Source organism: Paracoccus sediminicola (assembly GCF_027912835.1).
In the GTDB taxonomy this organism is placed as follows: Bacteria; Pseudomonadota; Alphaproteobacteria; order Rhodobacterales; family Rhodobacteraceae; genus Paracoccus; species Paracoccus sediminicola.
The window spans coordinates 1,968,817-1,981,941 of sequence record NZ_CP115768.1 but is presented as its reverse complement, the minus strand read 5'-3'; the positions used below and the strand labels follow the sequence as shown (position 1 = coordinate 1,981,941).

Sequence of the window (13,125 nt, the reverse complement as noted above, 5' to 3'; positions counted from 1 at the left end):
CTGGCTCCCATGCCGTTGACCTCACATTGAAAAGATGGATGGCGATCCTATCCGATCATCCCTTCCATCGCAATGCGTCGAGCTGCCAATCCGGGGTTGGACCACCTAGAGGCCAATCCCTCTCTGCCGGCCCAACTGCCACGACACCGATCCGCCCTGCACGACGCCCATGACCTCGCGGCCGAGCTGGCGGTCGATGACCGGCCGCCATGGAACAAGGGTAAACTCATGGGATTGCTCGACCACGGCGAACTTGCCGCTCGATAGCTGCACGGTGCCGGTGAACTTGCCGCTGACGTTCTCGCCATCCGTCGCGGCGCGGAACGGCAGGCCCTTGCTCTCGGCCATCTCCGCGCCGACGCGGGCGACCTCGCGCTCGCGCAAGGTGGCGAGAAGGCTGCGACGGTAGAAGATTCGGCCGTCGCGGCTCCGGGTGGCGTCGCGCTGGTCGATATGATGCTCGCGCCGCTGGTCCATAGCCTCGCGCACCTGCTGGCCGAAGCCGGTCGGAGCAAGGTCGGCGGTTTCGCCATGGATCAGTCGCCGGTCCAGCCAGGTCGCGCCATCCGAACCGATCTGCCTTTGCAGATCGACCGGGGAAAGCACGCGAACGCTGGCCTGCCGGTCACGGCCGGCGTCATAGGTGGCGGCGCGGCTGACCAGATCATCGGGGATGCGCCATTGGTCGGCGTCGATCCGCTCGACGATCCCGGCCCGGCGCAGCGCCTCCAGCCGGCGGACATGGGCATCGACATAGCCCTCATAGTCGCCGCCGGGAACGCGGCCCTCGAACTTGGCCTGTTCCAGATGACGGCTCGGCCGATAGATGCCGTCCTCGGCAATGGCCGTGATGGTGCGGTCGGACGGCCGGGCTGCCGCCTCGGCCGGGCCGATCTGGATAACGCTGCCGATGCGGGCGTCCTCTAGCCGCTCGGGGGCTATGCCGGCGATGTGGTGGGTGCGGCCGTCGATCCCGTCCAACACGATTGTCAGATTCTCCCCCAGCTCGTCGGACAGATGCTTGTCCACGACGCGGCCGAAGATGGGCGTCTCGGGCGCTCCGTCATGGATTTGGAAGCTCATGGGATCGCGTTCGCTGCCCTGCGGGCCGAGCGCCTTCTGCATGGTGCGGATAATGTCGCCACGCTCGCCTAGCTCGCGCAGGGCTGGCTCCATGTCCTTGCTCAATTCCCAAACGGCGGGCGCGTGCTCGTTCGCCAGTCCCATCTTCTCCAGCTTGCCGAGACGGCGCAGGCGTAGCGTCCGCTCGAACTGCCGCCTCGGCTCTGCCGGTTCATGGCGCAGGTCGAGGAAACGGGCATCGGCTTCCTCGGCCATGGCGCGGTCGATCCGGGTAAAACGGTCTTGGTCGATTTCGGCGAACAGCTTGCGGGTCTGCTCGATCTCGGTGACGGGGCCGAGTTCCAGACTGGCAAGCTCGCTGGCGCGCTCGCGTAGGCCGGCGGAAAGATAATCGCCGTTGATGACTAGATCCCGGCCGGTATCGTCGCGGCCATTGACGACGATATGCACATGGGGATGGCCGGTATTGTAGTGATTGACGGCAACCCAATCGAGTTTCGTGCCGAGGTCCGCTTCCACCTGTTTCATAAAATCACGGGTGTAGGCCGTGAGGTCCGACAGCTCCGCGCCGTCCTCGGGCGAGACGATGAATCTGAATTGGTGGCGGTCGTCCTTGCCGCGATCAAGGAAGGCGTCGCCATCGGCGCGGTCCTCGGTCGCCGAATAGAGCCGGCCCCGCTCGCCATCGCGTGACGTGCCGTCGCGCTGGACATAGCGCAGATGCGCGCGGGCGCGTCCGCCCTTCCACGCTGCCCGGACGCTGCGCTGCTTAACGATCACGCGGCGGCTGCCGGGCTGGCGATGATGCCATTGGCCGGAGATGTTGCGGGCGCGCACGAAGCTCGCGCCCCGGCCGCGCTTCACGCCCTTGTCGCTGGCGACCACGGCGCGGGACCGGCCCGGCGATGACGGGCGGGCGGATGACGGCATGGAAGGGTCGCGGGAGGCTGCCGCCTGATGCTGGCGGGTGATCTTCCTGACCTGCGTGAAAAAGCTCTTGGTCTTGCCTGCCTTCGGTGCATCGGATCGGATGCGGCCGGGCTTCGGACGGAAGCGGTTTTCGTCGTCGGCGCTCATGGGCGCGACTCCAGCGAAAACCGCCGAAAACAGGCCGATATGGGCCTATGGTGCCGCTCGAAACCCTGCAAAGCCAAGGCTTTGCGCGAAATCGCGGCACGCGGCCCCTCAAAACCATGGTGCCGGAACCGGGCACCTAACCAGTGTGCAGACAACAATAATTTCCAGAAGCGGCCCGACATGGTGCCGTCTTCTTTAATCTTGCCCTCCGCCCTTTCTGTCTTTTCTGCCCCTCCTGCCGGGAATCCTGCCGGGCGCAAACCTGCCCGACCGGATGCCGAAACCAAAGCCGCCGAGCGCGGGAACGCCGCCCTCATGGCGTTCTCCCATCGCTGGCGCTCGCCACGAAAATGCTGCCGTCCTGCGGCTCCGCACGGGCGGGATCGCGCGCCGGAACGGTCGCGCGGCCGTCGCCTGTTTGCACCTCGGACGGCGGCGCGGCGGCCGCTCGCATGTCGGCCGGGCGCATGACGAACAGCGGTGCCTCGCGCCAGTCGGGCGGCGGTGCCGGTGGTTGCAACGACGCATCCGATGGAGCCGCGCCGCCAAGGATCGGGGCGAGTGCGGCAACATAGGCGCGTGTCTCGGCGGGAAGCGGGCGGCCCGTCGCATGGTGCTCGTCATAGCGGCCGGGGCCGGCGTTATAGGCCGCAAGCATCGCGCCGACATTGCCGTAGCGGTCGAACATCTCGCGCAGATAGGCCGTGCCTGCGAGGATGTTGTCGCGCGGGTCGTAGGGATCGCGGCCGAGGCCATGGCGGACGCGCAGGCCCGCCCATGTGTCGGGCATCACCTGCATCAATCCCATCGCCCCGGCCGACGATATGGCGCGCACATCGCCCGCGCTTTCGGCGCGCAGCACGGCACGAATCCAGTACTCGGGGATGCCGGAACGCTGCGACGCCTCGGCGATGTGCGCCGCATACGGATGGGCAGCGGCCGGGCGCTCGACCGACGCGGATTGCGCAACGGCGACGCCCGATCCGATGCAGACGGATAGCGCCCCCGCCAGCAGCAGGACGGCATAATGCCATGCCGGCCTGTCTCCGCTTCGCCGCCAGCCTGCCAGCGTTCTCGCTGCGGTCAAGGGCAAGGCGCAAGCGCCGGCCGATGGCCGCCCCTGACCTTCGCTGCGCGCGCCGGCCGTTTGGTCGCCGAGCGGGACGAAGGGATGAGACGGCTTTTCCGCGAACAAAGGGATGCCGATCTTTGACCGGATGGCGGGCCGGCCGCGCGCGGCCGTCATTCCTCGTCCTCGATCTTCCGGGCGTGCTTCCAACGCAGGGTCCAGACCGAAGGATCGTCGTTGGACTGGAACAGCTTGGCGCGGATCGGGAACGGGAAGATTGGCCCCTCCAATCGCATCGACACGAAGTCGCCAGCGTTCTCGCTGGAGTCTTTCCATGCGGGGCCGGCGTCCGGGCCGCCCTCGCTATCGAGGCGCACGCGATAATCGGGCGCGTTTTTTGCGTCGCTCGGCTTGGCCGGGACGATGAACAGCTCATCGCGGAGGCCGAACGAATGAAGCTCCCCCGCATAGCCGCTTTCGGTGCGGGTGAAGGTGCCTATCTCTGCCATGGAAATCTCCTGTGGTTGGTTCTCGGGGGGTGGTTTAGTGGGTCGGCGCGCGCCACTCGTAGCGGCCGACGCCTTCCTCATCGGTCCAGAGCGGGACCGCCCGGCCGATGACGGAAGCTGCGGGGATAGGTCCGAAATACCGGCCGTCGAGGCTGTCGCGGACTTCCCAATTCATGAGGAAAAGCTGGCCGTCGCCGATGACGCGGCAGCCCTGCCAGACGGGCAGATCGCGGCCGAGGCTGTCACGCTCCAGCGCCTCGCCCATCTCGATCCCGTCCACCGTGATCGTGCGGTTGGTGCGGCAAATCTGCTGTCCGGGCAGGCCCAAGACGCGCTTCAAGAGCGGGACGCCTCGCGCGCTATAGCCGCGCTCGACCATGAACGCGGCGAGCGGTTCGGGCGGCATGACGGCGACTAGCTCGGGCACGTCGATCCGGTCTGCCGGCTCGACGGTGTAGAAGCCAATGGGCGCGCTGGCGGTGGCGTTCCAGATGAGCCTCAATGGCGTCTCGACCGCGCTTGCGGCGGCGATGCCGATGACGGCGAGCGCCGTCACCGTGAGGGTGCGGCGGCGCGTCATGGGTCGATCCTTCGGCGATGAAGCCACGCGGCATGTCGCTCGGGCGTGTAGGCGTGCGCTTCCAGATTGGCGGTCAAACGGTTGTGGACGTGTCGCCAATGCTCCGGCGAGGCATCGGCCGGATCGAGGCCGAGCGATTCCACGGCGTCGATGGCGGCAAGCGCGCGCTGCACCTTGGGCCAGCTATCGAGGCGCAACAGGATTTCGCCGCCGGGGCGCACGAAGGGCAATGTCTGGAACGGCTCGCCCCGGCCGATGGCGCGCACAATGTCGATGCGCGAAACGACAGTGCCGTGCTCGCCCTTCGCCCATCGCACGAAGGCAAAGACGCTGCCCGGCGCGAAGCCGACGACACTCCGGCGACGGTCGATGATCTGCTCGTAGCTCTTGCGGCCGAAGCGTATCCAGTGCTCGACCTTGCGTTTCTCGAAGGTCAGCTCGACCAATGTTGTGAAGGGCGCAGGTCCGTCCGGCAGCGGACGGCCGTGCGCGCTGCGATGGGCGCGACGGGTCATTGTTCGTCTCCGGTGATGTGCTGGGGGCTGCGCGGGCGCAGCGCGTCGAGCCCGGCGGCCGTCATGGCTCGCCCCTTCGGGCAGGAACCGGCACCAGGCTTCGCCTGCGCGCGCGTCAAAGAAAAAGAGTTAGATTCTCTGTTAGATAAGTTAGCGGTCGGATTCCGCGTTTCAGGCCAAAGTGTTAGCTGCGGTTCGTGCGCCTGATCTGCCGATAGTGGTGCGCCTGATGTGCCGATACCCCGTGCGCCTGATCTGCCGATGGCATTAACAGGGTTATCAACAGTGCCTGTTGACAGCTTTTCGGGGCGGATGCGCAGCAGCTCGCGGCCGTCTTCCCGCTCGATCCGGAGCCGATAGCCGGGGAGTGGCTGGCGGGCCGCGATGCGGCGCAGGTCAAGCGCGAAGTCGGACGGCCGCGCGAGGCTGCCGGATTTCTTGTGAAGATGCGCGACCTCGAAAATCCAGCCGTGGCGCTGGTGCCCGGCGTGCTTTCTGGCGACGCGGTAAAGCCATCGCTCGATGCCGCCAGTCAGCCGGAAATAGGCCGGGTCGATGGTCAGGACCAGCGAACGGTCGATGACGCTGTTGTAGAACCATTCGGGCAGGACGAACTCCATGCCCTCGACGCGGCCGGCGCGCGTCGTCATTTCCTCCCACTCGTTGATCCATGAGAATTGCCGGCGACGCCAATGCGGGCCGTTGCGGATGGTGGTGGCGATGACGGTCGATTGCAGCCGCGCCAGCGCGGCTTTCAGAAGCCGGTATTGATGGTTGCCGGTCGGCCGCCCGATGGCGCGCAACAGATGGTAAGGCGTAAACCGGACAAAGCGCGAAGTGGTGAGGCCGTTGTTCTCGGCCGCAACGATCTGCGAGGCCGCCCATATCAGCACATCGGCGTCCCATATGGTCGCCATGCCGTGCTCGGGCATCCCGAACACCTGCACCTCTATGTCGGCGGCCTTGTAGAGAATCGGCTTGTTGCGCGGGGTCTTCGCCAGCGAGAAAAACGGCCGTTCCATCAAGTCGCGCTGGTCGCGCGGCGGCGCGTCGCCCGTTGCGACCACGAAGGGGTCCAGGCGGCTGCGCTCGCTGTCCTCGCCCGGCAATGCGGGGTCGTGATCGTCCTCGCGCAGCATCTAGCAGTCGCCCCGTTCTTCGGGCGTGAGCGGACGCGCGGGAAATACGGTGCCGGCGGTTTTGTCGCGGGTGGATTTGCGCTCGCCGACCGCGCTCCAGTCTTCCAGATCGCGAACGGTGTAGAGGACACGGCCGCCGACCTTGCGATAGGTCGGCCCGGTCCCGTAGGTCCGATGTTTCTCAAGGGTTCTGATGGATATGCCGAGGAAGCGCGCGGCTTCCTTGGTGCGCAGCAGGCGCGGCGGCAGTCCCGCAAGCGGGTTGGGCATGGATCACCTCCAGTCGGGATTGGGCTGCCGGTGGCGGCAGCGGACTGTGGCGGACCATGGCGAGGGATCGGCGGCGCGTAGCGTGCCGCATTTGCGCCTATGCGCTGGCGGCACCCCCTTCGGGGCGGTGCGCGGCCAACAGATGAGGGATTTCAGCGGCTCATCGCCTGTGGCGTTGAATAGGCGAAGACATTCGAGCGCTGTTCGGCTAAGAATGTCAGCGGAGCAGACGCGCTGCTCCGGGGCGTCGAAACCCCTCTGTTACCGTTTGGTGCCGGCCGTTACGGCACCGCACTCCTTGACCTATGGTCGGGGAGCCTGTGGCGTATACAACAGGCTTTCCGAGCTAAAGGCCATGGGGCCGTGTAACAGCGGTTTCGAACTCCCCGATCACCAAGAGTCAGAGAGAATCGTTTGCGGGGGCGCACCGCAGACAAAGCTCTCTCGGATACGGGGAATGACTATGCGAACTCCCGTCGAACTCGATCCCGATGTGGATGATGAAGCGCCGACCGGCAACGCCATAACCGCCTATGACGAACGGCACTACGTCACCTACCTGCGCTTGCTGGACGCGAAGGCCGAGGGCGCAGACTGGAAGGAAGTCGCGCGGATCGTGCTGCACCGCGATCCGGTCGCCTATGAACTTCGGACTTATCGTTGCTGGCAAAGCCATCTCGAACGCGCGCAATGGCTATCGCGTGATGGCTATCGGAAGATTCTAAAACAGGCAGCAGCTAATGAGTCCGGTGGCTGACGTGTGCTTTTCGGGGCTGCATCATCAGGTTAGCTCGCCGTGAGACATGAAACTGTGAACCTATGGATAGATGTTTTTGTAGGCCATGATATTCAGATGTGATGGCGATCACTCAGAAATCAGTCAAGATTCTCTGGTCAGCGGCTGGCGGTCGTTGCGCCTTTGCCGGCTGTTGGGAACGTCTATGCTACCATGAGGCAGAAGACGCTGCACCCTACACGCTGGGTGAGATGGCGCATATCTGCGGAGACAAGCCGGGGGCCAATCGTCATGATGTGGGCCAGACGGACTCCCAGCGGGACGACTATGAAAACCTAATACTGCTCTGCCCAACGCATCACACGCTGATCGACCGCAAGGAAAATGAAGCCGTCTATACGGTCGAGATTCTGCATGCGATGAAGGCAGAGCACGAAGCACGGGTGCTCGAACGCTTGGACCAAGACCCCATGCCTACCAAGCAAGATATTGCCCGCGCAATTCTGCCGCTGTTGGAAGAGAACAGGCAGTCTTGGGCGCAGTATGGCCCGCTTTCTGAGCTAGCGCGAACGCAGCCTCACAATGAATCGGCGCATGCGGTGTGGATGTCGGAGCGTCTATCAGTAATAATTCCTAATAACCGGAAGATTGCAGTGCTGCTTGAAGAGCACCGATCTCTGTTCGACGCGGACGAACAGGGGGTGGTTGCGGCCTTCTTCCTGCATGTGCGCAGCTATGAACAATGGGTAGAGGATGCGATTCCGTATGCAGCGGTGAAACGCTTCCCTATGGAATTTGATGATCTCATTCGGGGGCTTGCCGATGGCGGCGCATAGCGAAACCTTTCCTTGGACCAGCCATTACGGCCACTACAATTACTTTGAGGGGCAGATGGGTCGCCATGGGAAGGTTGTCTCACTGACTCGTGAGGGCAACGGCGTCTATACATTGGAGAGAAGGCAAGGTGACACGCTCCGCGTGTTTATCTGTGAATGCTATGCGTTTGGGATCGCGGAATATATCGAAACTATCGAACAGCTTGGCGAGGTCAATGCCGTAGTCATTAATTCCGCGTGGTGCGGATACTCCCCGGATGCGAAGCGGCACTGTCGCGATTCCAATGTCGGACTGTTCAAGATCGGGGAATTCATGGGCGCGTTACACCGCGATGATTACTGGCTCCACCTCACCGAAATGGAAGAGGAATACTTCCAGAAGCAAGGCTGGCTGTGACGCACAGCGTCACTATCTATGGTTTTGGATCGGCTTTTGACGATGCGAAAGCACCTCGTGATGTTGATCTTTTAATAGTGCATCAAGGCACCGATCTCGCATCTTGCCAGTTAGCCATCGAGTGCAAGAGGCGACTCGCTGAATCCATAGATCGGGCACACATAACAATGCTTTCGGAAGCAGAAGAGGCACATTTTGAGTTCATTAAGACGGCGGGGGCAGTGCGTCTTGGGGCGATCCGTGAAGATTACTTCAACGTCGATTTAACGGCACTAGACGCTGAGCTTCATAAGTTAGGTGCGCGATAGGTCACGTCCTATCGTGGCGATTCGTCTCTCGCGGCCGGGGTCGACGCACCTTCCCCGGCGAGGAGTCCACGAATATCCCGCAGGATTGCGGCAGTCTCGCTGTCGGACGTGGCAAGCGCCTCAGTCAATTGGTCGTTGGCAACGGTCTGAGCGTTGCGCATGGTAGTAAGTTCAGACTGCATGGCTTCAAGCGCCGCTTGAACCTCGGCCCCATTGCTCGGTTCGCGGCGATATTCCGAATAGATGATCTGCGCGGCAGGCATAGCGACAGCAATGAATACCGCGACTACGCCGATCCAGATGGCGCGGGCTGCGGTGCGGTCATTGTCGGCTGCCGCTTTCTCGAATTTCTGGAGGAACTCAGCGGCAGCTCCTTGAAGTCCCGTGGCAATCTCGGCAGCGTCGGTGGCAATGACTTGCATCTGCTCGAAGCGCTCTTCTATCCGCTCAAGCCGCCTGTTGGTCTCAAAGATCGGGTTCGGCGGAATAGGAGGAAGCTCAGGAATGCGGGGTATTTCAGTTTCGTGCAGACGCATCGCATCAATGGCGCTTTTCTGTGCTCCAATCTGCTCAGCTAGGCGACCCAAAGATGAGTTCTCTCCAGCGATGCCGCCAAGGGTCTTCATGCGGGCTTCAAGATCACGCAATGGCCCGAGAGATGTTTCCATCGCTTTCTGTGCTGCGGTGACACTGTTCAACTGCGGTGTAATTCTGTCCTGCAAGTCACGGAAGGGTTGTGTCTGGCGCTCTATACCCTCAATAGCCTTGCGAACCGTATCGTTCATTGCAGGCGGTCGCATGCCGCCGATCATGAGCTTGGAAATATCCAGACCTTTAGCGCCAGGGGTATCCTCCCCTCCGTCACCGTCACTGTTATCGTCATCCGCCATAAACGTGCTCTCCCAACAGCGCCGATGCTTTCTGAATATAGTTGCTCTGGCCTCACTTCGGAAGCTTGATTGGATAGTGGAGCAACAGGCGGTAGCCGCCGCGCATCATCCTGACGCCGTGGGCGACTAACCGGCGAGCCTTGTTTTTGCGCGGGTCACTCTCGAAATCCTCTTTGGTGCCGCGAAAGCCGAGCAAGACTTCGGCGATGGCGCGATAGCTCTCGCCATGCAGCCGGGCATCGAGCGCGCGTAGCGACAGTATATGCCATTGCCGGAGCTGGGCTGGGACCGCCCGGAAATCGGGACCGGGCGCACGGCCGTTAAGGGAACGCCAGAACCGGCGGACAGCGTGAGCACGAAGTTCCAGAAAGGAATCCATCGGCAGGGTCACGGCATAGAAGGCGGCCGCGTCCGGCATCGCCTCGGGTAGCCAGAACTGGTGCGCGATGCCATCCACATGCCATATGCCGTGCCAGCCGTCGGCAGCGCGGCGCAGGTCGAGGCCGTCGAGATGCGCCAACGTCATTGTCGGTTCGGTATCGTCGTCCTTATGATCGACCGGCGACAACACCACGGCTTGCGGTTGAAGGCGCGGACTCCAGATCGGCGATTGCCTATCATGCGGCGCGTCCGGATCGCACGGGAAATCGCAACCCCCAGCGATGCGCGAACGCTTCAAGGGCGCGGGCAGCCGCCCTTCCGGTCGATGCGATGGTCTGGTAGTCCCGACGATATTCTTCGTTGCGGCGCAAATATTCCCAAGCGAAACCAGCGGCAGGGATGTGCTTTGTATGCCCGTATGCCGCCGGAGATCGCCAATCGATGCTGAGCATGGCGTCACCTCCCCAAGCCGGGATGCTGGGCAGCGCCCGGCAAAAAGAGGTTCAAGGATCACTGGAAATATAGAACCCGCTCAAAGCAGATACCTTGAGCGGCTAATCCGATAATTCTTTGGTGTTTTTAGCTTGGCGACAGCCGTAGCTTTCGAGATGCCTGCCTGTATGAGCACAGGCAGGCAGACATGATCTCATCTGCTTGAAAACACATGCACCTCGCCCTGCGCCGTCTCGATGGTGAATAGGTCGCCGCCGATCTCAGCGTCGCGCGCCATCGCCTGCCAATCGACATAGTAGCGTAGTGCCTCGGGAATCGTGACGCTCTCGGTGGTCAATTCCTCCATGTAGTCGGCGAGGCTGGCGAACTGACCATGATAGCAATCCTGCAAGGCGGTTTCGGCTTGGTCCATGTCGCCGCTGAACTGCTCCAACAGGCCCGCGCCTAGTGCGCCGTGTTCTGCGATGAAGGCGGCCATCCGCGCCACGCTGTCGATGCCCGCATATTCGGAGATGCTGACGCCCTCGAAGCCCTCATAGTCATGAATGGCGTATTCCTCCGCTTCCTCGACCGGAGAACGGGCAAGCATCGCGGCAATCTCGTCCCTGATCTGGTCCGCGTCCTGATCCGCGTCGATCCAAGCTCCATGCAGAAAACCGTTATTGTAAGCTGCAAGGCAGGCGACATAAATGCGGGGGCTGCTGTCGGATACGTTGGTCATATCTCTGATCCTCGGGTCTGAAGGTCAGCGAAGCGGAACGCCGCGCCTGACCTTCTGGCCGTCGCCGAGACCGGGTGTGCAAACGGAGTGAGGCTTCGCGGGGAACCGGCTGCACGGAGCGCGGTACGCGCGTAGGAAGCTGGGCGGAAGCCTCTCGAAGTGCGCCGAGGGCGGAGCCCTAAGTTCTATGAAAGGGTATAATTCAGTATTACGCTCGCAGGCTCATCTGGCTTGGCTCTCGATTCAGTCAAGCGAGCGCATCTTGCGAGAGAATATCCGCTTCTGGAAATAGTCCGAGCCCGCGAATATGCGCAATCGCCGCTGCGGGATCAGCGACGAAAAGGATAACGACCAAGTCTTGCCGCGCGCGTGTGCAGCAAACGTAGAAAAGTCTCCGCGTCCGCTCGACGCCTGTTTCGCCACCGTCCTGCAAAGTCTTTTTGTCTCGCGCAGAAAGCTCTTTCAATCCGAGGTATTTCTCGTAGGAGAATTGAAAGTGCGTGCCTTCCTCGTCATCGAGGACGACGAGCACACGATCGAACTCGGCCCCTTTCACGCCTTGCTGCGTGGAAAAAGGCGATTCGTCGTTAACGTAAGCCTGGTAGGGTCGAAGCTGCTTAGCCGGACAGGCTAGGAACGCGGCCATTGAATTGATCTCGTTTGAAAGGCCTTCCTCGCCTTCGTCTACGTTGTCATCGGCCTCGACTTCGGCCTCGACTTCGGCCTCGTTCACAGCAACATCCTCAAGGTAAGCGGACAGGCGCGGGTCGAACTCTACCAAGCGACTTTCCTTGGCAAGAGTCAGCACGTCACGAATGGTAGCCTGCGACTGAGGTCCCATCAGCTCACCGACCTGATTGCTCACCGCCTGAAGTTCATTGAGCCTCTCGGCGATGTTCACGCCTTGGAGGTTGGCCTTTTCTAGCAACGGTGAATGGAGCCGAAGCAGCCGCATCGTCTCGAAGTCTCGCCCGTCCCGAACAGCCTCCGCAAGCGGCAGTAGAAACGACACCAACGGGCGCAGCGGCCAGGCGGACGCGTCCAGAAAGCCATTCTTGAAGGCCTCAGGCGCCTTATCGTTGAGCGCCGCATACAGATCGCCGAACCCCAATCGCTTCGCTGCCATGCGATGCACGATCACCAACATTTTAACCGGGTCGTTCTCGTCGGCGGGCTGCCACAACTCGTCATCGTTTGCGTTCGCAATCCACGCCCGAACCTGCGCCACGCGTTCGTCGCGATGAGCATCTGTCGGCAAGACAAACAATCGCGCCGTTCCGATCACCGGCACTTCCTGATCACCGTTTTTTTTCTTTCGGCCACCAATCTGAACCAGATCGTCACCTTCACGCCGAATGGCGTTTGCGAGATTCAATATCGAGGTGGGCGAACGGAAATTTTCCGGCTTGGGGATCGCCCGCCAATCGTCGGGTTTGGGAACTGTGCCGATGCCGGTGGGATAGATGCGCTGCATCGGATCGCCGAAGAACCCGAGGCAGAAGCGGGCCTGCTCCTGCCGCTGGACCGCCATCAATGCTTCGACAATAATGGGAAAGGTATCTTGGCTCTCATCCACGAAAACAAACGGAAATTGTTGTGCGACGAGAGTTCGGAAAAGCGGCCGTTGAATCATCAACTGCGAAGCCATTTTGATAATGTCATCGTGGCCGAGGATACCTTTGGCGTAGTCAGTTCCTGTTCCATAAGTGAAGCTACGAACTTGAGTGATAGCCTCACGCTGCTGCTCGTAGCGCGTTATATCGTGGGCGTTCTTGTCTCGCGTTTTCTGCTGAACGCGTGGGCCAAAATTGGCGGCATCGTGCTGTAATTCTGTGATCCGCTCGTCGATCCTGTTTGCAACCCAAGCGGCGATATCTTGTTGGAAGCCGCGTGCGATCGACCAAAGAAAACTATGAATCGTGGAGACGTGGACGAGAGGATTGTTTCCCACGTCAGCCCAAATCTCTCCGGCGGCGATCTCTGTATAGGTTATGCAGGCCACGCGCTGCCTGCGTAGTCGCAAACGCTCGCCATGGATGGCAAGGATCGAGGCGAGCCCCTTGATCAGCGAAGTGGTTTTGCCCGACCCCGCGCCGGCGACCATGTTAAAACTGGTCGGCGGCTGAGATTCCAAGCACAGCCGAAGATCTACGTCGGCCTG

General features: G+C 61.9%; 16 protein-coding genes and 1 pseudogene. 4 read left to right on the top strand and 13 right to left on the bottom strand.

The genetic code is table 11. The features are described 5' to 3' along the window. Positions 1-105: 105 nt before the first annotated feature. The 8 genes and pseudogenes from PAF18_RS09800 to PAF18_RS09770 form a co-directional block, all read right to left on the bottom strand. Positions 106-1,338 (bottom strand): DUF3363 domain-containing protein, encoded by a 1,233-nt coding sequence (locus tag PAF18_RS09800; protein ID WP_271118103.1) that lies wholly within the window; start codon positions 1,336-1,338, stop codon positions 106-108. A gap of 168 nt (positions 1,339-1,506) precedes the next feature. After that, a pseudogene (locus PAF18_RS17535) lies at positions 1,507-2,013 on the bottom strand (relaxase/mobilization nuclease domain-containing protein); the annotation flags it as partial. A 460-nt stretch (positions 2,014-2,473) separates the two neighbouring features. After that, complete coding sequence (locus PAF18_RS09795) at positions 2,474-3,148, bottom strand: lytic transglycosylase domain-containing protein (RefSeq protein ID WP_271118102.1); 675 nt, start codon at positions 3,146-3,148, stop codon at positions 2,474-2,476. Between the two features lie 254 nt (positions 3,149-3,402). Next, positions 3,403-3,738 carry a DUF736 domain-containing protein gene (locus tag PAF18_RS09790; protein ID WP_271115543.1) on the bottom strand — a complete coding sequence of 112 codons (336 nt, stop codon included), beginning with the start codon at positions 3,736-3,738 and terminating at the stop codon, positions 3,403-3,405. Positions 3,739-3,772: 34 nt separating this feature from the next. Next, complete coding sequence (locus PAF18_RS09785; protein WP_271115542.1) at positions 3,773-4,318, bottom strand: S26 family signal peptidase; 546 nt, start codon at positions 4,316-4,318, stop codon at positions 3,773-3,775. Continuing rightward, positions 4,315-4,833: a DUF2840 domain-containing protein gene (locus PAF18_RS09780; RefSeq protein ID WP_090612829.1), complete on the bottom strand. Its 519-nt coding sequence runs from the start codon at positions 4,831-4,833 to the stop codon at positions 4,315-4,317. Before PAF18_RS09780 ends, PAF18_RS09785 begins: the two co-directional genes overlap by 4 nt. Next, entirely contained in the window at positions 4,830-5,972 is a 1,143-nt protein-coding gene (locus PAF18_RS09775) for a replication initiator protein A (RefSeq protein WP_271115541.1), read from the bottom strand. Before PAF18_RS09775 ends, PAF18_RS09780 begins: the two co-directional genes overlap by 4 nt. Continuing rightward, positions 5,973-6,242, bottom strand: a complete 270-nt coding sequence (locus PAF18_RS09770; protein ID WP_024353481.1) for a helix-turn-helix transcriptional regulator — start codon at positions 6,240-6,242, stop codon at positions 5,973-5,975. It lies immediately after the preceding gene. Between the two features lie 457 nt (positions 6,243-6,699). On the opposite strand from PAF18_RS09770, the gene PAF18_RS09765 reads away from it, so the two are divergent. From PAF18_RS09765 to PAF18_RS09750, 4 genes are all read left to right on the top strand, one after another. Next, positions 6,700-6,999, top strand: coding sequence for a DNA -binding domain-containing protein (locus PAF18_RS09765; protein WP_434802214.1), 300 nt, complete (start codon positions 6,700-6,702; stop codon positions 6,997-6,999). A gap of 101 nt (positions 7,000-7,100) precedes the next feature. Continuing rightward, entirely contained in the window at positions 7,101-7,814 is a 714-nt protein-coding gene (locus PAF18_RS09760) for an HNH endonuclease (RefSeq protein WP_024353479.1), read from the top strand. After that, positions 7,801-8,211: a hypothetical protein gene (locus PAF18_RS09755; protein ID WP_024353478.1), complete on the top strand. Its 411-nt coding sequence runs from the start codon at positions 7,801-7,803 to the stop codon at positions 8,209-8,211. Before PAF18_RS09760 ends, PAF18_RS09755 begins: the two co-directional genes overlap by 14 nt. Then, positions 8,208-8,519, top strand: a complete 312-nt coding sequence (locus PAF18_RS09750; RefSeq protein ID WP_139208252.1) for a hypothetical protein — start codon at positions 8,208-8,210, stop codon at positions 8,517-8,519. The genes PAF18_RS09755 and PAF18_RS09750 overlap by 4 nt, the downstream gene beginning before the upstream one ends. A gap of 8 nt (positions 8,520-8,527) precedes the next feature. Here PAF18_RS09750 and PAF18_RS09745 read toward each other — a convergent pair whose 3' ends face one another. From PAF18_RS09745 to PAF18_RS09725, 5 genes are all read right to left on the bottom strand, one after another. Then, positions 8,528-9,409: a hypothetical protein gene (locus tag PAF18_RS09745; RefSeq protein ID WP_090616927.1), complete on the bottom strand. Its 882-nt coding sequence runs from the start codon at positions 9,407-9,409 to the stop codon at positions 8,528-8,530. 52 nt (positions 9,410-9,461) lie between these two features. After that, positions 9,462-9,980, bottom strand: a complete 519-nt coding sequence (locus tag PAF18_RS09740) for a DUF2285 domain-containing protein (RefSeq protein WP_090616925.1) — start codon at positions 9,978-9,980, stop codon at positions 9,462-9,464. A gap of 46 nt (positions 9,981-10,026) precedes the next feature. Then, complete coding sequence (locus PAF18_RS09735; RefSeq protein ID WP_081650884.1) at positions 10,027-10,242, bottom strand: transcriptional regulator domain-containing protein; 216 nt, start codon at positions 10,240-10,242, stop codon at positions 10,027-10,029. A gap of 194 nt (positions 10,243-10,436) precedes the next feature. Then, positions 10,437-10,964, bottom strand: coding sequence for an antirestriction protein ArdA (locus PAF18_RS09730; protein WP_090616923.1), 528 nt, complete (start codon positions 10,962-10,964; stop codon positions 10,437-10,439). 247 nt (positions 10,965-11,211) lie between these two features. Next, on the bottom strand, positions 11,212-13,098 hold the full coding sequence (locus PAF18_RS09725) for a UvrD-helicase domain-containing protein (protein ID WP_271115540.1): 1,887 nt from the start codon (positions 13,096-13,098) through the stop codon (positions 11,212-11,214). Between the last annotated feature and the right edge of the window lie 27 nt (positions 13,099-13,125).